The sequence below is a fragment of the Enterococcus sp. BWB1-3 genome (assembly GCF_016745275.1).
Taxonomy (GTDB): domain Bacteria; phylum Bacillota; class Bacilli; order Lactobacillales; family Enterococcaceae; genus Enterococcus_L.
The window spans coordinates 49,553-72,944 of the sequence record NZ_JADOEP010000001.1; the positions used below are offsets into that span (position 1 = coordinate 49,553).

Genomic DNA, 23,392 nt, shown 5'->3' on the forward strand with positions numbered 1-23,392 from the left:
AGCGTCTATCATATTTTGTTTCAGGATAAAGTGCTGTGTAACTCCGGCTAAGAAACTTGGACAGGATTTTCTAAATAAAGAATAGTCATTCGATTTTTGGAATCCGGTTGAATTAAGGACAAAAGTGTGCTAGAGTAGTTCTCATGCGACGAGTTGACTCAACCTGACAGTTTCTGACTGTTCCGATTCATCGGCTTGAGGTTGGTTAAAACAGAGGCACAGAAGTTCAAGGTACCCCCTTGTTCATCAGCTACCGCATTTGTAGTGTGTCGGATAAAGTCTTTGTGGAGAAGTCGTTATCTATTTATAACCATATAAATACTGTGTAAAAAGAAGATGAAAATCTTCTTTTTTTTTGCAAATTTCCATAAAATATTGGAGAATTCAAGTTAAGTGCAGGTATGCTTTTTCTGTTATTTTTAAAATGTTTTGCACTTAAGGAAATAAAAAAGCCTGTAATGCCAGCTTTTAACAAAGCAGTGGAAAGAGGCTGACAAGAGAAACAGCTCAAATTTAGAGTTATAAAAAAGATATCTGATTAAGGTTGCACTTACAAAAGTGCAACTTTTTTGTGTTGTTACACTAATAAAATCAGGCTATAGTTGCAAATGTAAGGGAAGGAAATGAAGGTGGTGAAAGATGTCGCTGCACTTATCAAAACGAGAAATCAATCTGCTGCTGCTGCTTTTGGATATGGAAAACAGTATTACCACGAAAGAGCTGGCAGAGAAGTTTAAGGTTAGTGTCCGCACAGTCAAATATGATTTAGATAAAGTCCGTGAATGGTTTTGGGAGCGCGGAATTATACTGCAGGCACGAAGGAATAAAGGAATATGGCTGGACCTGCCTGATTCAAAACGATTGAGACTGAAAAATGAAATCCTTGAAGTTGATCGATTTGAAACATATCCTGATCAGGAGCTGAGGATGAATCAGCTGATTTTCTACTTGATTTTGTCAAAGGATTACGTAACATCTCAGAAATTATCTGATGAACTTCAAGTCAGCCGTAATACGATTTTAAAAGATCTTGATCGGCTGGAGACTTTTATTAATGAATATGGAATCACATTGAACCGGCAAAGCGGTCTGGGCTTTCTAATTTGCGGAGAAGAAAGCAAAATCCGTTTGCTAATGGAATACATCAGTCAGAAAGAAATTACTGAATATGATATTTATCAAATTATGAGCCACTTTGTTCAACCCGGAAATAAAAAATCAAAGCTGGAAGTCCATGTAGGTACAAACGCAATTTTTCGGGATATTTATCAAGTGGCATTGAGTAAAATGGCTCAATTATTGGACCCATCACTATTTGAGCATTTCAATTATGCAGAGCTTCTGTCAATTACATTACGTGTTTCAATTGCAGCTTCACGAATGCAGCTGAATCACACCATGAATGGCTATAAGATTTTATCAAACCAAAAGGAGCTTCTGAAAAAACAGGATCTGCCATTTTTGCTGATGGATAAAGTATTTGAATATTATGAACTGCCTCTGCTTGCTGACGAATACTTATATATATACAGTGATGTGTTTATTTCTGACAAAAATCAGGATATAGCGAAACTGACTGAAGAATTAATTAAAAATGTTTCTAATGAAATCAACTTTCCTTTTTTTAGAGATCGCCAGCTTTTTACGAATTTATTTGCACATCTGTCTTTGCGTTTAACAAAGAAGCATCAGTTTATCAATGAGTACAATCCTTTTGTTGATGATATCAAGACAAAATATCCGCAGCTTTTTGCTGCAATCGAATGTGGAAGTAATCGTACTATTGAGAACGCCGTTCATTTTATCAATGAATCATTTATTGCTTATATTGCATTGCATTTTCTGGTTGCCTATGAAAAAAATCAGCATGAAGTGAACACTGTGAGGATTGTTTATGTTTGTTCAACGGGGCTAGGTGTTACCAGCCTGATTGAACAGAAAATTCTGGAGGAAGTGTCGAATGTTGAGATAGCCGGATTTGCCTCAGTACTCAATGCTGCAGAATTGATTGAAGAAAAGAATCCTGACCTGATTCTTAGTATTTTTCCGATTGAGGGAATGAATCACCCTTTTATTAAAGTGAACCCTTTACCGACTGAAGGAGATATCCAGCTAATTCAGGAACAGGTAAATAAAATTTTGACCAGTGTTCGTGATGGAAGTATTCCTAGGCTGACGCCGCGCCGTCCCTTGAAAGAAAGAAAGGGAATTGAGGCTGAAAGCAGAGAGCTTTTGATGACAGGATACATTATTTATGAAGAGCTGCTGACAGCTTTTTCAGAAAGTCTGAATGAGGAATACAGAGAAGCTTTTTTGCTTCATGTGCTGTTGATGGTTCACAGAATAATGTTTGACGGGCAATATGAGAATGGCAGGTACAGCATGAAAGAAAAATTGATGGAAAGGAAAGTATTGGTAGAAAAAATTGAACAAATATTTGCCAAAAACAATTTAACTGTTAATCAGGCAGAGATCGTTGCTTTATTAAACTATATTAAAGAGAATCTGGGGTGATTCACAAGAGAAACACTCCAGAAGCGGCAATTATTGAGTCAGGGAAGGAAGCCAATTCATAAACAGAAATTAAGTAAAAGATATCAATGAAAAGGGTGTGAGGCTATGAATTTAACTGAAGAGGCAAAAAAAATCATCAATGATTCTGAATATCAGGCGGAACTGACTGAAATGATTGAACAGGCAAATCAGCTTCTGGAAGCGAACGGGATTGTTCCCACCGATTTACAGTGGACGGTTTTAATCAATCACATAAATGAAATGATTAAGCGTTCGAAAGCAGGTGAGAAAATGACAGGTATTGATCCGGAGCTGTTTGCGGAAGTATCGAGTGAAGCACTGTCTATAGCTGGTGAGCTGGTAAAAAGTATTGGGAATCTGATGATTGATGAAATGTATGTTTTATCCATTCATTTTGAAACGGCTAAACAAAATTCAGTTGAGTAAATCTAATAATTTTAGGAGGAAATAGGATGATAACAGTAGTAATTGCAGATCGTTTAGGAAAAGGACAAAATGTAGCGAAGGGTGTCGAAGCTGCCGGCGGACGTGCGGTAGTTGTACCGGGAATGGGTGCAGATATGCGTTTGGGTGATGTGATGCAGCAGGAAAATGCGGATATGGGCATTTCCTTTTGCGGGAGCGGCGGGGCAGGAGCTTTAACTGCGGCAACGAAATATGGCTATCCGGAGCGACATGGGATGCGTTCGATTGAGGAGGGGATTACAGCAATCAATGATGGGAAAACAGTCCTTGGTTTTGGATTCATGGATCAGGAAGAACTTGGAAAAAGACTGACAGAAGCATTCATTAAGAAACATGGAGAATAGCAATGAATGCTTAATACAGAAGCAGATTAACTGTATATCAGATGTCTAAAAAATGCACGAGGAGGAAGAGGAATGGGACTAACTAAAAAGATGTCACAGATCGTACAGGTAACAGGAAAAGGAGACAGTAAAGTCACCGCATTTGCCAGTGCATTGAGCAGTGTTTCGAAAAAAGTTCTTAAAGATTCAGAAGATGTACTGATTCGAATCGAACCGACAAATATTGCTGTTCTGTCTGCAAAAGAGAAAGAGTACACTGAACGATTTCTGTTCTTCTTCTTTCCGAGAAAACGAACAAATTATGAAGTAGAGTTAATGGTTGAGGTAGAAATCAGTTTGATTGAAGCAGCTGATATCGTTTTTACAAAAGTGGATTCAGAAGATCCGAATGGTGTAACGATTCCGTTTACATCAAGGAAAATTTAATTAGGGCAGGAGGAACAGGTAAGTGGATTTAATTATTATTCTATTTAAATCAGTTATTATTGGCGGGTTACTTGGCTTTGCGGCTGGGACCGGAGCGGCGAGAATGTTTCATGCTCCTCAAACTCAGGGGTTGGGTGCATTTAGAACATTAGGAGAAATGAATGCAGCAGAGGGAGATCCAGCTTCCCATTTTTCTTTTGGGTTGGGCTTTTTCTTTAATGCGTGGGCTTCTGCTGTGGGGGCAGGTGCATTTACTCAGGATGTCACACATCGAATCATTCCGAACTGGGCAGCTGCTGCATTATTGGTCAAAGATAAAGATGTCACAAAAACGATGCATGATCCTAAAAAAATGGGGATTACAGGAATGATTGCGGGAATTATAACTGTAGCTTTTTTAAACAGTACAGCTGCAGCTATACCGCCATCTCTTCAAGTAACCGCAGTGGCTGTTCTGGTTCCGGCTGCAACTATTTTAATAAATACAGTGATGCCGGTATTGTTTTGGCTGGCAGCTTTAGATGCAGGTAAACGTACAGGTTTTTGGGGAACATTATTTGGCGGACTTTCTCAGCTGGTTATGGGAAATGCAGTGCCCGGTGTAGTTCTGGGAATTCTAATTGGTAAAGGCGTCGATGAGCTGGGCTGGTCCAAGATGACGAAAGCTATGATGGCTGCAATTATTCTCCTGTTTATTTTCAGCGGCTTTTTCCGTGGATTTGATATGCAGATGATTGAGAGCTTTAAGCTGGAAGTACCAAACTGGCTGAATAATCTGCATGATGTATTTACTGTAAAATAAACTGATTTAAGTAAGGAGGAAGCAAGGTATGGATGTAAAAGAGAAACAAGAATGGTCTCAGGAAGAGATAGAGATTCAAGAATCATTGAAAGCAAAAAGCTTCTGGTATGCTGACTGGTCTTTTCCGATTTTAGTTGGTTTGATGGCAGCTGCAGTATTTGCAGGTACACATATGTATGTGGTCCATGGTGTAGGGGCTTTTAATGAAGTATCGATCGTGGCAATGCTGAAGGCTGGGCTTGACGGAGATTCTTATGGAGCTGCGGCAGCGTTTGGAGCCAGCTTCCTGTTTGCACGTATTTTGGAAGGCTCGCTGGTAGGGATTTTAGATTTGGGCGGTTCAATTCTGACAGGAATTGGTATTGGCGTACCAGCTATTTTATTGAGTATGAATATTACAGCGCCGATTGATAATTTTGCGTTGTCCTTGATTACCGGAGCTGTGCTGGGACTATTAGTTGGCGGTGTTATTATTCTGATTCGTAAATTTACGATTAATCAGGCGAATTCCACATTTGGAGCAGATATTATGATGGGAGCAGGAAATGCGGCTGGCCGCTTCCTTGGTCCGCTAATCATTTTAAGTGCAGCTGGTGCTTCAATCCCCATTGGTATCGGTTCGACGATCGGTGCATTGATTTTCTATGCATGGAAAAAACCGATTGCAGGCGGGGCAATACTTGGAGCGATGATTTTCGGAGCATTCTTTCCAGTAGAATTGCCGTAGTAATAAGTAGAAACTCTATTCATAAAATAGTGAAAAATCCGTTTACATTAGTATAGAACTATGTTATTATAAATCCGCAATGATTTATAATAACGTTATAATCTTTAATTGAACGGAGGAAGTTTAAAATGAATGGATTTGTATTGTGGATGGAACAGCACCTGATGCCTGTAGCCAATAAATTTGGCTCGCAAAAGCACATGGTGGCAATTAGAAAAGGGTTGATTGCAACAATGCCTTTAACAATCGTGGGGTCGTTTTTTACGCTGTTTCAAAATATTCCTATTGATTCGTACATGGAATTTATTGCACCTTATTCAGCTGTAATGGATATTCCTTCCCGATATACTATGGGAATTCTGGCTCTATATGCTACTTTTGGGATTGCATCTTCTTTAGCGCAAAGTTATAAACTTGACTCACTGATGTGCGGCATTTTGGCATTGGTTGCTTTCTTGGTGACGGCTGCTCCTCCAACAAGAGTGTTTGAGGATGTTCCAGATGTCATTAATGCCGGTCGTTACATTAATTTGGCAAACATGGGAGCAGCTTCTCTGTTTGGAGCAATTGTTGCAGCGTTGCTGACGGTGGAAATTTACCGCTTCTTTGTTTCAAGAGATATTACGATTAAAATGCCTGAGGGTGTACCGCCGGAAGTATCAAATTCATTTGTAGCGTTAATTCCAGGCACTGTTATCTTGTTGTTGTTCTGGGGACTGCGCCATATTATCGGCTTTGACTTAAACGGATTCTTAAGTAATCTGCTGATGCCGTTAAAAGGTATTCTGGCAGGAAACAGTTTGTTCGGAGGACTTCTAACAGTTTTCCTAATCTGTTTCTTCTGGGTTCTTGGGATTCATGGTCCGGCAATTATGGGACCGGTTATCCGCCCATTCTGGGATATGTCAATTGTTGAAAATAATGAGGCATTTCTAAATGGTATAAGTGCAGATGAACTGCCTAATATCTTTACGGAACAGTTTTTACAATGGTTCGTTTGGATTGGCGGTGCGGGAACGACACTGGCGTTAGTTCTTTTAATGGTCTTTTCAAAATCAGAGTACCTAAAAAGCTTGGGCCGACTATCCCTGCTTCCAGGAATTTTCAACATCAATGAACCAGTTATTTTCGGGACGCCGATTGTAATGAATCCAATTATCGGGATACCGTTTATTGTGGCTCCATTGGTAACAACTACATTATCTTACTTTTTAACAATTACGAACGTCGTTCCAATGATGGCTGTTCGTCTGGCCTTTACTTTACCGGCACCAATTGCTGCATGGCTGAGTACAGATTACAGTGTCATGTCAGCGATTCTGGTTTGTATCAACTTTGTCATTACACTGGCTATCTACTATCCATTCTTTAAAGTTTATGAAAAGCAGCAGCTTGATAAAGAATTGGAACTGGAAGAAGCAGCAGAAGCAGTATAAAAAGAATTTGTAAAAAGGGAAGCGGGCAGAATAAGGTTATGACAGTCTTTTGTAGACTCGATGTTTCAGCAACGTCCATTATTCTGTTATAGAGATAGTAAATGAGCCTGGTACGTGCATATGTTCCGGGCTCATCTCTCTTTCATTTTAGATAAAAGGCGCTAACAAACACTGCTATAGGAGGAGTAAGCGATGTGGGTATGGTTCATTCTTTTTTTTGTTATTGTACAGGCTGTGCTGGAGAAAAAGCTGCTGCCTGAAAAACTGACAAGTGTCCGATTGAGAACACTTTGCTTGTATTCAATAGGCGGAATTTCTTTGGCAATTGTTCTGGGTATTATAGCAGGACAGCCGATATTGATTGTAGGAACGACCACTATTTTCTTTGGATCTTTGGTATCATGGAAAAATCGAGATAAATTTGACAAGATGGAGCGTGGCAAAAGAATATGAAAAGAGCACTGGGAGTTTCAGTATATCCGAATCATAGTGATATGGAACAGGATAAAGCTTATTTAAAGAAAGCAGCAGAATATGGATTTACCAGAATTTTTATGAGTATGCTGGAGGTAACGGATGGGAAAGACACAGTCAAACAAAAGTTTCAGCATTTAATCAGTTATGCGAAAAAGCTTGGCTTTGAGACCATACTGGATGTTGTTCCCTCTTTATTTGATGAGCTGGAAATCTCTTATGATGATTTATCCTTTTTCCATGAGCTTGGAGCAGACGGAATCCGTCTGGATGTTGGCTTTGATGGAAATAAAGAAGCGAAACTAACTTTCAATCCATATAATTTGGCGATAGAATTGAATATGAGTAATGATGTTGCCTACTTGGATAATATTTTGACCTATGAAGCAAATAAGCCCTTTTTGTACGGCTGTCATAATTTTTATCCTCAGGAAGGTACAGCTCTGCCTTATGATTTCTTTGAAAAATGCAGTATACGTTTTAAAGAAAAGGGCATTCGTACTGCAGCCTTTATTACTTCTCAGTCAGGGAGCATTGGACCGTGGGATATCAATGATGGCTTGCCGACACTTGAGAGTCACCGTCATTTGCCGGTGGAGGTTCAGGCCAAGCACTTATTTGCTACAGGGCTGATTGATGATGTTATCATAGGAAATGCCTATGCATCAGATGAAGAGCTCGAAGTATTAGGCAATTTGAATCGCTATCAGCTGGAATTACGTGTTGAGTTTACAGATGCCGTGAATCCTGTAGAAAAAACAATTGTATTGGATGAACAGCATTTTCGCCGAGGAGATATCACAGTGCTGATGGCTCGCTCGACAGAAGTTCGTAAGAAATACAGTCAGGAAAAGAATTCTGCGCATGATAATAATCAGGAATTCAGCGTTGGCGATATTGTTATCGGAAATGATGCATTTGGAAAATACAAGAATGAGCTGCAGCTTGTATTGCAGCCGCATAAAGATACAAGAAAGAACAAGGTCGGCAGTATCATTGCCGAGGAACAGGTCTTGCTGGACTATATAAAGCCTTGGACAAAATTTAGATTAAAAGAAAAGTAGGGGGACTATATGGTCTATGATTTACTGATAAAAAATGGAAAATTAATTGGTGGACAAACAATTGATATTGCAATACTTGACGGAAAGATCGCTGAAACCGGTGTTTTTGTTGAGGGTAAAAGTAAGGAACAGATTGATTTAAAAGGAGAGTCTTTTATTTCTCCCGGCTGGATCGATGATCATGTCCATTGCTTTGAAAAAATGACACTGTATTATGACTTTCCAGATGAAATCGGAGTGAAAAAGGGTGTAACTACTGTGATCGATGCCGGAACAACCGGTGCAGAAAACATTCATGAATTTCATGATTTAGCTGTTCAGGCAAAAACCAATGTTTACGCACTTGTAAACATATCCAAATGGGGAATTGTCGAACAGGATGAGCTGGCAGATCTTACAAAGATTCAGAAAGAGCTGGTAAAGAAAACATTAACTGATCTGTCTGATTTTGTGATTGGTATAAAAGCTCGAATGAGCAAAACGGTGATTGGTGAGAATGGAATCAAGCCGCTTGAGCTTGCAAAGGAAATCCAGAAAGAGAATAATAATGTACCGTTAATGGTTCATATCGGTTCTGCCCCTCCTGAATTGGATGATATTCTGGAGCATATGTCTGCCGGCGATATTCTAACGCATTGTTTTAATGGAAAAGCCAACGGTATTTTGGATTCAGAAAAGGGCAAGATAAAAGATTTTGCCACAGCAGCGTATAATAAAGGGATCGTTTTTGATATTGGTCACGGAACTGACAGCTTTAATTTTACTGTTGCTGAAACAGCACTTAAAGAAGGAATAAAGGCAAAAACTATCAGTACAGATATTTACATCCGCAATAGGGAAAACGGACCGGTTTACGATCTGGCCACAACAATGGAAAAACTGCGTGTTGCAGGTTATGAGTGGTCGGAGATTATTAATAAAGTGACGGCAGCCCCAGCTGAGAGCTTCCATCTGAAAAGAAAAGGTCATTTGGTAACTGGTTACGATGCTGATCTTACCATTTTTACTATAGAAGAAGGCAGCAAATTACTGACAGACTCAAATGGCTTTACCAGAGAAGCAGCAGAGCTGATTAAACCTGTAAAAACAATTATCGGAGGTGTTGTTTATGACAATCAGTTATGAAAAGTTTAATCTAAAAGAAGTGATCAATGCTTCCGGACGAATGACTGTCCTTGGAGTTTCAAAGGTATCTGAAAATGTTTTGGCAGCTCAGAAATTTGGCGGAGAGCACTTCTTTGAAATGAGCGAATTAAGTATTCAAACAGGGAGCTATCTTGCTGAGTTGCTGAAGGTTGAAGATGCTCAAATTGTTTCCTCTGCCTCTGCGGGGATTGCTCAAAGTGTGTCGGCTCTGATTGGTCAAGGTTCCATTTATCATGCGTACCATCCTTATACAGATCGTATCAGCCGACGGGAAATTATTATTCCGAAAGGGCATAATGTCGATTATGGAACACCTGTTGAAGTGATGATTGCTCAGGGAGGCGGTGAGCTGGTTGAAGCTGGGTATGCAAATATGTGTACACCGGAACATATTGAAATGATGATTACTGAAGAGACGGCAGCTGTCTTATATATTAAAAGTCACCATACAGTTCAAAAAAGCATGCTAAGTCCGGCTGAAGCAGCAGAGATTGCCCATAAACATCAATTGCCGCTGATTGTTGATGCTGCTGCAGAAGAAGATTTGTTTAAATATATCGAGGCAGGAGCTGATCTGGTTATTTACAGCGGGGCGAAAGCGATTGAAGGTCCAAGTGCCGGAATGGTTGTCGGAAAAAAAGAATACATTGAATGGATTCGTCTTCAAGGAAAAGGGATTGGCCGCGCAATGAAAATCGGCAAGGACAACATTCTAGGGTTTACTCAGGCTGTGGAAGACTATTTGAAGAACGGCAGTGAATCCGGTGATTCGATGAAGGATCGTCTGGCTCCTTTTATCACTGATTTGAATAATATTTCCAATATAGATGCAAAAGTTGTACAGGACAGTGCAGGGAGAGATATCTATCGAGCAAGCATAAAAGTTTCTGGAAATAAAACGGCCAAAGAAGTGATTCGTGAGCTGAAGACAGAGAATCCGGCAATCTACACTAGAGAATATCAGGCAAATAACGGAATCATTGAGTTTGATATCCGTTCTGTTAATAAGGAAGAAATGGATAAGATCACTGTCCGCCTGACAGAAATTATGAAATAAAAACGGCTTTAGCTATGTTATTATGAAGAATATCGTATTAAATTATATACAGAAGGGGTTTACAAAATGTCATTAACACCAAATTATTTAGAAGATCGTTTATGTTTAAATGTTTTAGCAAACTCAGTAGAAAATGCAAAGGCCTGTTATGAAGCAGCCGAGGGACACGTTATTCTTGGTGTACTGTCTAAAAACTATGCAACAGATGAAGCTGCAATTGAGGATATGAAAAAATACGCAGATGCAACAAATAACGCGCTTTCTGTGGGACTTGGCGCAGGAGACCCGAATCAAAGTCAGATGGTTTCACGTATTTCCAAAGATTTACAGCCTCAGCATGTCAATCAGGTATTTACCGGAGTTGGGACTTCCCGGGCACTGCTTGGACAAAATGATACCGTGATTAATGGATTGGTTTCACCCACAGGAAAAGTAGGCTATGTTAATATCGCAACAGGTCCCCTAAGCTCACAGGCGCCTGCAGGAGAAGTTCAGATTGAAACAGCCATCAAACTTTTGCAGGATATGGGCGGCAGCTCAATCAAGTATTTTCCTATGAAAGGGCTGGCACATAAAGAAGAATATAAAGCAGTTGCAGAAGCCTGTGCAAAATATGATTTCTATCTGGAACCAACCGGAGGAATCGACTTGAAAAACTTTGAAGAAATCGTCCAAATTGCAGTAGATGCTGGTGTTAAGAAAATTATTCCGCATGTTTACAGCTCAATTATTGATAAGGAAACCGGGGATACAAAACCGGAAGATGTACGTTTACTGCTGCAAATGATGAAGAATACTTTAAAATAAACATAAAATCTAATTTTAAATAAATGGACAGGCAGGACAAGACAATGAAAATTTCAGCTTTTGGAGAAGTGATGATGCGTTTGACTCCGCCCGAATATTTAATGCTGGAGCAGACAAAAGAACTGAGAATGGACTTTACAGGAAGCGGTGTAAATATTTTAAGCAACCTTGCCCATTTTGGCTGTAAAACGAGTCTGATTACTAATCTTCCGGATAACCGTTTGGGTGAAGCGGCAAAAGCAAGTATGCGTCAGTTGGGAATCAGTGATAGATGGATTGGTCAATGCGGCAATCATATCGGTTCCTATTTTGCAGAAATGGGCTTTGGACCGCGTGCAACACAAGTGACCTATCAAAATCGACACAGCAGTTCTTTTGGTGTCAGTGATGATTTCGCTTATCCGTTTGAGGAGTTTCTGGAAGATACGGATTTGGTTCACATTTGCGGCATTTCTTTGAGCTTAACGGATCAAACAAGAGCTGCAGCTTTTTCTCTAGCAGAAAAAGCACATGCGCAGGGGAAAAAAATCTGTTTTGATTTTAACTTTCGCCCCAGTTTGAACCAAAATAATGAGAATGCATTTATGAGAGAACAATATGAACGAATGCTGCCTTATTGTGATATTGTGTTCGGAAGTCAGAGAGATCTGACTGATTTGCTGGGAATGACTGTAGATTTGGATTTGCTGTCTCCAGAACAGTTTCCGGAACTAGTCAGAAGATTTATGAAACGATATGCTGTTGAACAATTTGCAGGAACTTTTAGAACTAGAAAAGATGAGAAGTCTTACCTTTCCGGATTTTTATTTTCAGAAGGCGAGTATCAGCAGGCAGAAGCAAGAGAGATCATCAATCTGGATCGAATTGGTGCAGGTGACGGCTACGCCGCAGGAGTGCTTCTTGGCTACGCAGAAAAATGGCCGTTGGCAAAGACGGTAGAATTCGCTACTGCAAATGGAGTGCTTGCCCACACTATTCAGGGGGATGTTCCGCTGACAACCCGAAAGCAAGTCGAACATATGATGGAATATCCTGCAGTTGATTTGATTCGATAAGTAAGATAGACTGATAGACTGAAACGAAAGTTGATAAGTTACTTTCGTTTCAGTTCTTTTTTCATTATAATGAGAGAGATAGATTCAAAGTGTAATACAGGAGGAAATAAGATGCCCGAAGATTTTTGGATTGCTTTGCAAAATGAAAAAGTTATAGACAACATCCGCAAGCGTCCGGGGATGTATATTGGTGCACTTGGTCTTTCCGGCTTGGAAAGCATGATGATTCAGCTCCTTGATTATTTATTGGGGATGGCAGGAGCACCGGAAGTGTCGCAATTGGCGATCGAGCTTTCTGGTGAACAGATTCTTTTGTCATTTTCCAGCAAGCGGAAGTGGCTGTTTGGACAAAAAAACGAACAGTCTTCTTCTCCGTATCTGTTCCTGCAAATCATGCTGGCACTCTCTGAGCAGGTGGGGATCAGTATGCAGACGCCAAAAAAGCGGGAGATTCGTATTTATCAACAGGCTGCAGTAGTAAAAGAGGCGTCTCTTTCTTCCAAAGGAGAAGAATATCGACTTGAACTGGCATTTACACCGAATCCGGCGTATTTTGGTACACAGCAATTTTCTTACTTTATTCTATTTAATCGTTGTCAGCAGCTGGCAATGCTTCACAGCGGTTTAATGATTACATTGACAGATGGAAAAGATCAGAAAAATATACTCCATTATCAGCAGGGGCTTGTTGAATATATTTTTCAAAAAGACAACAGTCTGACTAGAGGCCGAAAACCTTTAATTATAAGGACCTCAAGAGAAGATGTTTTGATTCAGGCAGTTATTTCAAAGAATCCGTCAGCAAGCATCAGAGACAGTTTTGTCAACAGTCACCTGCCTGCAGATGGGGGAACACATTTGGATGGATTTATTCAGGGAGCAGTAGACGGAATGAATCAGTTTTTAGGAGAAACCAGCCGGATGAAAATCATGACGGTTGAAAATTTTCCTGAACGTTTTGATTTTGTACTTTCTATTAAAATAAAGCAGCGGCCCAGATATGCAGGGACAGTCAGACAGAAGATACGAAATCCAGAGCTGTATAAAATTGTCAGAGAAGCGATTTCAGAAGAGGTGTCTATTTTCTTGAGACGACATCCTTCCTGGTATGTAAGATAGTTTCAGGCAGGAAAGAAGACAGGAGGCTGAAGTATGAAGATATTCATTGACGGAGATGGATCGCCGGTAAAAGAAGATACAATCTCTATCGGACTTTCGAAAGAATTGGAAATAGTGGTTGTAACAAGTATTGATCATTATTCTCAAAAGGAATATCCGAAAGGCGTTTCATTTATGTATGTGGATAAAGGTGCTGATTCCGCAGATTATCGCATCCTTGAACTCATTAAAAAAGGAGATCTTTTGGTTACTCAGGATTATGGACTTGCCTCACTGGCTCTTCCCAAAGGTGCAGCGGTTCTGCATCAGCTGGGTAAGGAGTATACCCTTGATTCCATTGATCAGCTGTTGGAACAGCGGTATTTTAGTGCAAAAGTTAGAAAAAGCGGAGGTCGAACAAAAGGACCAAAGCCTTTTACAGCACAGGATCGGGAAAAATTTAGAGAAAAGCTGAGGGAAGTTATTCGAAGAGAGTTGGACAAACAGTCCAAACAAATCTAGCCGGCAATTGTAATGCTGGCGTAATGAATTTGAATTGATTCTATTACAAAAATCATTTTTATGCTAAAATAATGAAAAAGAATTTGGCTAATGGAATACATAGTAATAGATGGGAAAATAGGAGGAAAAGCATTTGAAGATTGTATTGTTATACGGAGGAAAAAGTGAAGAGCACGATGTATCTATTTTATCCGCTTTTTCTGTTTTAAATGCAGTTTATTATAATTATTATCAAGTTCAGCTGGTCTATATCAGTAAGGAAGGTCAATGGGTAAAAGGTCCGCTTTTAACAGAAGCTCCTGAAGACGAAGCAGTCTTGCATCTGTCTTGGAACCCACATGGAGGTGTCTCAGAAGAGGATAATTTTACCGGAGAAGTGATTATGCCCTGTGATATTAAAGAAGAGGACAGTATTGTCTTTCCGGTACTTCATGGACCGAACGGCGAGGATGGAACGATTCAGGGATTTTTGGAAACAATGGATATTCCTTATGTCGGTGCCGGTGTTTTAGCCAGCGCCACTGCCATGGATAAAATTATGACTAAATATCTTCTTCAGACAGCAGGAATTCCTCAAGTACCATTTGTGCCTGTTCTGGCTAATCAATGGAAAGAGAATCCAAAACATATTTTTGAACAATGCGAAGGATCACTGATTTATCCAATGTTCATTAAACCGGCAAATATGGGTTCCAGCGTGGGAATTTCTAAAGCGGAGAACCGAGTAGAACTTCAAAATGCGTTGAAAGAGGCGTATAAGTATGATTCTCGGGCTATTGTTGAACAGGGAATTGAGGCAAGAGAAATCGAAGTGGCTATTTTAGGAAATGAAGATGTGCGGACAACCATGGCAGGAGAAATCGTAAAAGACGTTGATTTTTACGATTATAATTCTAAATATATTGATAATAAAATAACTATGCAGATTCCGGCAGAGATTCCGGATGAGGTTCATCAGGAAGCACAAAAGTATGCGAAAAAGGCCTATCAGATTTTAGACGGCAGCGGTTTAAGCCGATGTGACTTCTTTTTAACAAGTAAAAATGAATTATTCCTTAATGAGCTGAACACGATGCCGGGCTTTACGCAGTTCAGTATGTACCCTTTACTATGGGAAAATATGGGACTAAAATACAGTGATCTGATAGAAGAGCTGATTCAACTGGCCTTGAATCGTTATAAGCAGCATCAAAGCTTGTACGGAAACTGATTGAGTATGGTCCATAACGAAGCTCCAAACTTATAACATTCAAATAACATTCAAAAAAATCCGAATAGATGGCGGAACAGAAGCAGATTCTTTGATAACAGGTCAAAATTGTTGAGAATCACTATTTTATATAAAATAGATGTTTCCTCGTAGGACACATATCACAGCTTTGGTCATACACAGGTACTTTTGCGAGGACTCGAAGAGCATTTAGTGCCTATGAGCTTTCTTGTCATTTTCATGAATCCCTTCTTATTTGTCATAAATCACTACGATTGACTTGTCAGAGTAGATGATGCATGATCGCTACACGGTGCTTGAAGCTGAATCCTTCTGTTCAGATCTCTTTCAGCAACTGTTTGGCATCTATAAAGTAAGGCTGTACAAGGAGCTGAAGCGGCTCCTTGTATTATTTTTTTGAAAAAACAATTTGCAAATGCTGATTTTTAGAATGATTCATATGCTGTGCCGGAGTATGAAGCTTAGATTTTCAGACTCTCTTATAAAAGAAAAGGAGAATGACCGATGAAACTTAGTTTTTGGGAAATAGCTGAAGCAACGCATGGGGAAAATAACTGGCAGCAATGGGAAGATCTTCCGATAACAGGTATTGAGTTTGACAGTCGTCTGATTAAGGAAGGGAATCTTTTCGTGCCGCTTTCAGGAACTAATGATGGACATTTATTTGCAGATCAGGCAGTTGCCAATGGAGCTGTTGCTGCATTTTGGAGCAGTAATGAAAAAGCACCTGAGGGTCTTGGAATTATCGAAGTTTCGGATACACTGGAAGCAATGCAGCAGTTGGCAATATATTATTTAAAGAAGCTTGCGCCGTCAGTTATCGGCATTACCGGCAGCAATGGGAAGACGACAACAAAAGACATGACAGAGGCAGTTTTGTCTCAGAAATTTCAGACTTACAAAACACAAGGAAATTACAATAATGAGATTGGACTGCCCTATACAATTCTCCATATGCCTGATGATACTGAGAAACTTATTCTGGAAATGGGTATGGATCATGCCGGAGAAGTTCGTTTTCTGTCCAAATTGGCGCAACCGGATGTTGCAGCGATTACGATGATTGGAGAGGCTCACATTGAACATTTAGGTTCAAGGGAGGGAATTGCAGCAGCCAAAATGGAAATTGTAGAAGGCTTGAAAACTGATGGACTTTTGATGGTTCCTAATGAGGAACCGCTGCTGGAGGATTTAACTGCTAATCTGACTCAGACTGTGGAAAAATTTGGCTGGTCCGCCGATGCTTTCTATCAGGGGGAAACAATAGAAACAGGAAAAGAACAGACAATATTTAAAGTTTCAGGTTCTGAGGAGGTTTTCAGTATTCCGCTTCCAGGTAATTACAATGTGACCAATGCGTTAATTGCTATTGGAATTGGGCGCTGGTTTGGGCTTTCCTATTCAGAAATACAAGCAGGTCTAAAAAGTTTTAATTTAACGAAGAATCGAACAGAATGGCTAAAAAGTGTGAACGGACTTGAAATCTTAAGTGATGTTTACAATGCCAATCCAACTGCGATGAAACTGGTCGTTGATAATTTTAGACAAATGCCGATCAACAGTGGCGGCAAGCGTGTAGCAGTATTGGGGGATATGCTGGAGCTGGGACCTGAATCAAAAGAAATGCATCGCTCTGTCGGCGAGTATTTAAATCCGGAAGAAATTGCAGAAGTCTTTTTATACGGTAGTGAAATGTATGATCTGTATAGAGCGTTGGAACCGAGATACGGGAAAAAAATTCATTACTATCCAAAAAATGAAAAGGACAGTATGATTCGATCGCTAAAATCTATTCTGACTCCACTGGATATGGTTGTATTAAAAGGAAGTAACGGGATGGGGTTATCGGAAGTGGTGACAGCTTTGTTAAATGAAAACTAGTTTTCATAAAACTTGCTGAAAAGTAATAATTGTGCTAAAATAAACTGTTGTCAGAAGATTTGAATTGGAATAGGTGACAGACAAAGACTGTCCGTATTATCTATATAAAACTTGAAGAGCTGAACGTTTCCGTTTGGCTTTTCTGTTGTCAATCTTCATACGATTGGATTTTTCGATAGAGTTAATAAGATGGTTTGATGAAAACATATAGTTTATTTCAGAATAAACAGAGCGGATGCCTCAGCAGTGAATGGTCGGTACCTGTTCAACAGAGCAAACTGTGCGACCGAGTTTATTGACTCATTGAAATGTTTAGTAACAGAGGGAATGCCCTCAAAGAATAAGAAATTAGGAGGATCACATTGAAATTTAACGAACTTGGTTTATCATCTACACTATTATCTGCTATTGAGCGTTCAGGCTTTGAAGAAGCAACACCGATCCAGGCAGAAACAATTCCTTTGGGATTACAAGGAAAAGACGTTATTGGTCAGGCACAAACAGGTACAGGGAAAACGGCGGCTTTTGGTCTGCCAATGCTTGAAAAAATTGATGCAGGCAAACGCATACTGCAGGGACTGGTTGTTGCACCTACAAGAGAACTGGCTATCCAGACTCAGGAAGAATTGTTCCGTCTTGGACGGGATAAAAAGATTCGTGTTCAAGCTGTTTACGGAGGAGCAGATATTGGTCGTCAGATCAAAGGGTTGAAAGACAATCCGCATATTGTGGTAGGAACCCCTGGAAGACTTATTGATCATATCAATCGTCGAACACTGAAATTAGGTACAGTTGAATTACTGGTACTGGATGAAGCAGATGAAATGCTCAATATGGGATTTTTGGAAGATATAGAAAAAATTATTTCGCAGGTTCCAAGTGAACGTCAGACCTTGCTGTTTTCAGCAACAATGCCGCCGGCTATCAAGAACATCGGCGTGAAGTTCATGAGAGATCCGGAACATGTGAAAATTAAAGCAAAAGAAATGACTGCTGATCTGATTGATCAATTTTATGTGCGATCAAAAGATTATGAGAAATTTGATGTAATGACAAGACTGCTGGATGTTCAGTCTCCAGATCTTACAATTGTTTTCGGGCGGACAAAACGAAGAGTGGATGAGCTTGCACGAGGCTTGGAAGCACGAGGCTACAAAGCAGAAGGAATCCATGGGGATTTGTCTCAGCAAAAAAGAATGAGTGTTTTACGTTCATTTAAAAACGGCAACTTGGATATTCTGGTGGCTACTGATGTGGCAGCCCGCGGATTAGATATTTCCGGGGTTACTCACGTTTACAACTACGATATTCCTCAGGACCCTGAGAGCTATGTACACCGTATCGGCAGAACCGGCCGTGCGGGTAAAGGCGGGATGTCAGTAACATTTGTTACACCAAATGAAATGGGCTATCTGCATGTCATTGAATCTTTGACGAAAAAGAGAATGTCTCCATTGAGACCGCCCACAGAAAAAGAAGCGTTTCATGGTAAATTAGGACTTGCAATGGAATCTGTAGGAGAAAAGTTAGAGCAAAATGGGCTGGACAAGTATCTGGCTTCTGCTGAAGTACTGCTGGAAAAATATTCTGCGCAGGATTTGGCAGCGTTGCTGCTTAAAACAATCTCTAAAGATCCGGAAGATGCTGTGCCGGTGAAAATAACACCTGAGCGTCCGCTTCCTTCACCGAAAAGCGGCGGCTTTAATAAAAATAAACGACACAGCAGCGGAGGTAATCGTCAGCGTAAAGATGGACGTTCTTCTCAATATCGTGGAAAGAATAATAAAAACAGCGGCGGCAGCAGCAGCGGTAACGGAAGTTACAACAAAGGAAAGAAAAATTATTCTTCCAAGCGCAGTAATGACAAGGGCAGAGGCTTTGTGATTCGCGAAAAAGGAAATAACTAAATGTAAAGATAGATATCAGGCTGCAGACAATGACCATTTAAGGTGTTGTTCACAGCCTGATATTTTTTTATTAAGACAGATCTTTTTCTTTGTTCTTACTAGTAGGAAAAATGACTGAAATTTGATAGAATAAATATAATTTATTGATTTGAAATGCGAGGCAGATTATGATAAAGGGGATAGGAATTGATATTGTTGAGCTTTCCAGGATTGAGCGGATTATTCAAAAGCAATCTTCATTTATCAAACGAGTCCTGACTGAAAATGAACGTTTGATGTTTCAACAACTTTCACAAAATCGTCAGATAGAATTTTTGGGTGGCCGCTTTTGCTGTAAGGAAGCTTTTTCAAAAGCTTGGGGGACTGGAATCAGCGGCGTTGGTTTTCAGGAAATAGAAATACTGAGCAACAGCAGCGGGGCTCCGGAGGTGACAAAATCGCCTCACATGGGAAAAGTTTTTGTATCCATTTCCCATACGGACTCACTGGCAATTGCACAAATCATTCTGGAAGAATGACAATGGGAACAATTGATTTAAAAGGAGGAGACGCAATGGTTACTGGGCATCATCGCCCCACCAGATTACTGATTGATACACAGTCAATTATAGAAAATGTAGCAAACGAAGTGGCAAGACTTCCTAAAGGGAGAGAGCTTTTTGCTGTTGTTAAGGCTGATGGATACGGGCATGGAGCTGTAGAGACTGCATACAGTGCAAAAAAAGGTGGTGCTTCCGGCTTTTGTGTTGCGTTGCTGGATGAAGGACTGGAGCTCCGGGAAGCCGGATTGACAGAACCTATTTTGATTTTGGGAACTGTAGATCCAATGTACATAGATTTATTGTTAAAATATGATTTATCCGTAACAGCTGCTACAAAAAAATGGTTGGTAGAAGCTGCAGCGCAACTTAATAAGCTTAATGCAGGAGTTTCCTTGAAGATACATATAAAATCGGATACAGGGATGGGCAGAATAGGCTTCACTTCTCTTGAAGAAACTCTGGAGGCTGTTGAAATAGTCAGAGAGAATCCTTTAATGGAGTGGGAGGGCATTTTTACTCATTTTTCCACTGCAGATGAAGCAGATGTATCCTATTTTAAGGAGCAGGAAACAAAATTTCGGGAGCTTATAGAGAAGCTGCCTGAACAGCCGCGATATATTCACAGCGAAAACAGTGCAGCTGCATTGTGGCATCCGGAAAGCCCAGGAAACATGATCCGCTTTGGGATCGCCATGTATGGTTTGAATCCATCAGGGGGCAAACTGGAAGATACCTATTTTTTAAAACCGGCACTAAGTTTGGAAACATCGTTGATTCAAGTCAAGGAAGTTGAAGCTGGTACAGGGATAGGATATGGCAAAACATATACAGCTACGGAAAATGAATGGATCGGAACGATTCCAATTGGTTATGCGGATGGCTGGCTGAGACATATGCAGGGGTTTAGTGTTTTAGTGAATGGGAAAAAGTGTGAAATCGTAGGAAGAGTGTGCATGGATCAGTGTATGCTGCTTCTGAAAGAATGGGTACCGGAGGGCACAAAAGTAACATTGGTAGGTGAAAATAGCGGGGAAACGGTTACGTTGCAGATGGTTGCCGAACATCTTTCGACAATTCATTATGAAGTAGCCTGTACATTTTCTCAACGCATACCAAGGGAATATAAATAGGGAGGACAACATGGTCAAACGTGGGGATATTTATTTTGCTGACCTCTCTCCTGTTGTTGGTTCTGAACAAGGCGGTATACGTCCCGTCTTGGTTATTCAGAATAATCTGGGAAATCATTTTAGCCCAACCATTATTGTGGCAGCTGTAACAGCGAAAATGGCTAAGCCCAAATTACCTACACACATAGGAATCAATTCAGAAGAGACCGGCATTGAAAGAGACTCAGTAATTTTACTGGAACAGATTAGAACAATCGATAAGGCAAGACTGAAGGAAAAAGTCTGCCACTTGAATTCGCAATTAATGTCTGCTGTAGACAGAGCTTTGGGAATTAGTGTAGGCATCATTGAATCAGAACCGGAAGAATCGGTAGGAACATACCAAATATAACAAATATGAATGACATACCAATTTATTGTGATACATAGTTAAAAAGCCAAACAAAACACATGTTTTTTCTTTTTGATAAATTACTGCAATAACACATAATTACAGCTCTCTAAAACAGTTTTACAGGAGCACAAAAAAAAGTTGGCAAGAGCAAAAGGTAATGTTACAATGGATTATGTATAATTGGGTAGAAAATAGATAACTTCAAGAAATTATTCATCAGTGTTTTTATTACGGTATAAAGGGGTTTTTTATTTGGTCATAATTGTTATAGGAATTTTGGTAATCGCTATGTTGGCTTTCTTCAGTTATGAGTTGTACAAGAGAGTGAACTTAAATCAGCTGAATTCAGAAAATTCAAAAATGCAGAAAAAAATTAATGTGTACAGACAACAGGAAAACAGTCGTCTGGTTGTTTCTCTTGTTATTGCAATGATTTTCATTTCATTTGTTTTACTGGGAATATTGTATCAGCAGTATCTTTTACAGCAGGACAATGAATCCCTAAAATCAGATGTGGCAGTATTGGAAAAGGAGACAGGCAGTGCAGGTGGTCTGGTGGAAGATTATAAGACAGGCAGCTTGAAACTGGCTGAATTTCCTTGGGGAACAGTTGTAGAAAGTCGTGATGCTGCAGCTCTGACAAATTATGAGCTGCAACTGTCAAGAGACTGGAAACCCTTTTTGGGTGAGGTAAGTGTAACGATCGTTAGAAGTCAGACAACTAAAACACTTACTATCTCAGTTTTCTCCTCTTCGCTGGCGAATACAGATTTCCAAACTGCTAAGAAAAATGTGGAGAAGTTTGTGGAGGAACTGGGAGCAGTACCTGAAATAAAGATGATAGATTTTAATTTTACATATCGTGACGAAACAAATACATTAACGAAACAATCAATCGTGTATGCTCAAGATGATTCAGAGGATCAGGGACTAAAAAGGATAGAGCTTAGTAAATAACGAAATATTTAGATGAGGTGTAATACATGGCAAAAAGACGGTTAATTAAAAAAATTAACGAAGTGTCCGATGAAGAATTGGCACAGGAAACGTTTGAAACAGAAAATGAAGGTACAGAGAGCAGATATTCCGCAGCTTCCAATGAACAGTTGGAAAAGCAAGATCAGGAAATTAAACATTTAAGAGAATTGTTGGAAGAGTATCGCTTACAGGAAGCGGAATTTGAGCAGGAAAGAGACGAGAATTTCCGTCTGTCCCAACAGAATAAACAGTTGACATTCAAAGTTGAAAATGATCAGAAGGAACTTGAAAAACTCACTGACAGAAATGATGAACTGGAGATGCTTCTGAATCAGAAAGAAGCTGAGATCAGCGAGTTAAAAGATGCTCAGACACAAGGGGCTTCAGAAGAAGTTCAAACATTGAGAAATCAGGTTCAGCAGCTTCAGCGCGACAATGAAGAAGCGCAGCAGCAGATCAGCAGTCTGGAAGCAGAACTGTTGGTTAAAAATAAAGAACTAGATACACGAATTACTGAAAAAGAACAGGAGATCAAGCAGCTGAATGCTGATTTATTATCCCGTGGAAGTACAACAGAAAAACAAGAAGCATTGGAGACGGTAAAAATGGAATTAGAAGAATTAAATAAAAAACTTCATAAAAGTGAAGACGAGAAACAGGCGCTTACACAAAAAATTGCCGATCTTCAACAGCAGCTTGCTCAATTACAGGAAGAAAACAGTCGCTTAAATGACAAAGCAATTTCTTTGTCTGCTGACAGCACATCTGTAGGAACAAACGGGCATATTGAAGAATTGAAGAAAGAACTTGAAGCTGTTCTTAAAGAGAAAAGTGAATTAGAAGTAACTCTTGGACGCATTCAGGCATTAAACGACAAACATGCAATTCAAAAGAATGTTTTTGAAGCAGAAGTTGCAACCTTGAGAGAAAGTTATAAACAAAAAGAAGAAGAACTTGAATCTGTTAAATCAGAATTGAATGTTCTTCAAAGCGGTGGAGCAGCTGGAGAAGCAAAAGGCGAGCAGCTTGCTGAATTGCTGCAGGCGAAACAACAAATCAATGATTTACTGCTGAAAAATCAGTCATTACAGGAAGATGCACTGAAATCTCAACAGGAAATCGGGGAAGTAATGGTTTCAGCGAAGAAAGAAGCAAACAGAATTATCAGCGAAGCTCAAGTTGAAGCAAAACATATGATTAATTCAGCTGAATTGGAAATGCTGAACATTGGAAATCGTGCGAAAAATATTTCTAATGAAGTAGAAGAATCCAAAAATGAAATTATGAGCGTTTATCGTGAACTGGAAGAGCGCCTGAGCAAACTTTCCCGTTTGGATAAAACAGGAAACTAATAAAAGATAAGGAGAGTTC

At 39.8% G+C, this 23,392-nt stretch carries 23 protein-coding genes; all 23 read left to right on the forward strand.

Annotated features, from left to right (window positions below; genetic code table 11):
• Positions 1–639: 639 nt before the first annotated feature.
• On the forward strand, positions 640–2,514 hold the full coding sequence (locus IW492_RS00345) for a BglG family transcription antiterminator (protein WP_202064046.1): 1,875 nt from the start codon (positions 640–642) through the stop codon (positions 2,512–2,514).
• Between the two features lie 105 nt (positions 2,515–2,619).
• Positions 2,620–2,961: a PRD domain-containing protein gene (locus IW492_RS00350; RefSeq protein ID WP_202064048.1), complete on the forward strand. Its 342-nt coding sequence runs from the start codon at positions 2,620–2,622 to the stop codon at positions 2,959–2,961.
• A gap of 26 nt (positions 2,962–2,987) precedes the next feature.
• Complete coding sequence (locus IW492_RS00355; RefSeq protein WP_202064050.1) at positions 2,988–3,344, forward strand: glycine-rich SFCGS family protein; 357 nt, start codon at positions 2,988–2,990, stop codon at positions 3,342–3,344.
• 72 nt (positions 3,345–3,416) lie between these two features.
• Positions 3,417–3,770 carry a DUF4312 family protein gene (locus tag IW492_RS00360; protein ID WP_202064052.1) on the forward strand — a complete coding sequence of 118 codons (354 nt, stop codon included), beginning with the start codon at positions 3,417–3,419 and terminating at the stop codon, positions 3,768–3,770.
• Positions 3,771–3,792: 22 nt separating this feature from the next.
• Entirely contained in the window at positions 3,793–4,572 is a 780-nt protein-coding gene (locus IW492_RS00365) for a DUF4311 domain-containing protein (RefSeq protein WP_202064054.1), read from the forward strand.
• 28 nt (positions 4,573–4,600) lie between these two features.
• Positions 4,601–5,299, forward strand: coding sequence for a DUF4310 family protein (locus IW492_RS00370; RefSeq protein WP_202064056.1), 699 nt, complete (start codon positions 4,601–4,603; stop codon positions 5,297–5,299).
• 128 nt (positions 5,300–5,427) lie between these two features.
• Positions 5,428–6,735, forward strand: coding sequence for a PTS sugar transporter subunit IIC (locus IW492_RS00375; RefSeq protein ID WP_202064058.1), 1,308 nt, complete (start codon positions 5,428–5,430; stop codon positions 6,733–6,735).
• Between the two features lie 192 nt (positions 6,736–6,927).
• Positions 6,928–7,188: a hypothetical protein gene (locus tag IW492_RS00380; protein WP_202064059.1), complete on the forward strand. Its 261-nt coding sequence runs from the start codon at positions 6,928–6,930 to the stop codon at positions 7,186–7,188.
• Positions 7,185–8,273 carry a DUF871 domain-containing protein gene (locus IW492_RS00385; protein ID WP_202064060.1) on the forward strand — a complete coding sequence of 363 codons (1,089 nt, stop codon included), beginning with the start codon at positions 7,185–7,187 and terminating at the stop codon, positions 8,271–8,273. Before IW492_RS00380 ends, IW492_RS00385 begins: the two co-directional genes overlap by 4 nt.
• 9 nt (positions 8,274–8,282) lie before the next feature.
• On the forward strand, positions 8,283–9,398 hold the full coding sequence (locus tag IW492_RS00390; protein ID WP_202064061.1) for an amidohydrolase/deacetylase family metallohydrolase: 1,116 nt from the start codon (positions 8,283–8,285) through the stop codon (positions 9,396–9,398).
• On the forward strand, positions 9,382–10,476 hold the full coding sequence (locus IW492_RS00395) for a DgaE family pyridoxal phosphate-dependent ammonia lyase (RefSeq protein ID WP_202064062.1): 1,095 nt from the start codon (positions 9,382–9,384) through the stop codon (positions 10,474–10,476). The genes IW492_RS00390 and IW492_RS00395 overlap by 17 nt, the downstream gene beginning before the upstream one ends.
• 66 nt (positions 10,477–10,542) lie before the next feature.
• Positions 10,543–11,283, forward strand: a complete 741-nt coding sequence (gene dagF / locus IW492_RS00400; RefSeq protein WP_202064063.1) for a 2-dehydro-3-deoxy-phosphogluconate aldolase — start codon at positions 10,543–10,545, stop codon at positions 11,281–11,283.
• A gap of 44 nt (positions 11,284–11,327) precedes the next feature.
• A complete protein-coding gene (locus IW492_RS00405) occupies positions 11,328–12,338 on the forward strand; it encodes a sugar kinase (protein WP_202064064.1) in 1,011 nt (336 codons plus the stop codon).
• Positions 12,339–12,449: 111 nt separating this feature from the next.
• A complete protein-coding gene (locus IW492_RS00410; protein WP_202064065.1) occupies positions 12,450–13,457 on the forward strand; it encodes a hypothetical protein in 1,008 nt (335 codons plus the stop codon).
• Between the two features lie 33 nt (positions 13,458–13,490).
• Entirely contained in the window at positions 13,491–13,958 is a 468-nt protein-coding gene (locus IW492_RS00415) for a YaiI/YqxD family protein (RefSeq protein ID WP_202064066.1), read from the forward strand.
• A gap of 133 nt (positions 13,959–14,091) precedes the next feature.
• Positions 14,092–15,168 (forward strand): D-alanine--D-alanine ligase, encoded by a 1,077-nt coding sequence (locus tag IW492_RS00420; protein ID WP_202064068.1) that lies wholly within the window; start codon positions 14,092–14,094, stop codon positions 15,166–15,168.
• Positions 15,169–15,693: 525 nt separating this feature from the next.
• Positions 15,694–17,070 carry a UDP-N-acetylmuramoyl-tripeptide--D-alanyl-D-alanine ligase gene (locus IW492_RS00425; RefSeq protein ID WP_202064069.1) on the forward strand — a complete coding sequence of 459 codons (1,377 nt, stop codon included), beginning with the start codon at positions 15,694–15,696 and terminating at the stop codon, positions 17,068–17,070.
• 362 nt (positions 17,071–17,432) lie between these two features.
• Positions 17,433–18,977, forward strand: coding sequence for a degradosome RNA helicase CshA (gene cshA, locus IW492_RS00430; RefSeq protein ID WP_202064070.1), 1,545 nt, complete (start codon positions 17,433–17,435; stop codon positions 18,975–18,977).
• Positions 18,978–19,144: 167 nt separating this feature from the next.
• Positions 19,145–19,495 (forward strand): holo-ACP synthase, encoded by a 351-nt coding sequence (acpS, locus tag IW492_RS00435; RefSeq protein ID WP_202064071.1) that lies wholly within the window; start codon positions 19,145–19,147, stop codon positions 19,493–19,495.
• Positions 19,496–19,530: 35 nt separating this feature from the next.
• Positions 19,531–20,649, forward strand: coding sequence for an alanine racemase (alr, locus tag IW492_RS00440; protein ID WP_202064416.1), 1,119 nt, complete (start codon positions 19,531–19,533; stop codon positions 20,647–20,649).
• Positions 20,650–20,659: 10 nt separating this feature from the next.
• Entirely contained in the window at positions 20,660–21,040 is a 381-nt protein-coding gene (locus IW492_RS00445) for a type II toxin-antitoxin system PemK/MazF family toxin (RefSeq protein ID WP_202064072.1), read from the forward strand.
• 255 nt (positions 21,041–21,295) lie between these two features.
• A complete protein-coding gene (locus IW492_RS00450; protein ID WP_236671731.1) occupies positions 21,296–22,000 on the forward strand; it encodes a hypothetical protein in 705 nt (234 codons plus the stop codon).
• Between the two features lie 26 nt (positions 22,001–22,026).
• Entirely contained in the window at positions 22,027–23,373 is a 1,347-nt protein-coding gene (locus tag IW492_RS00455) for a hypothetical protein (protein ID WP_202064073.1), read from the forward strand.
• Positions 23,374–23,392: the final 19 nt, after the last annotated feature.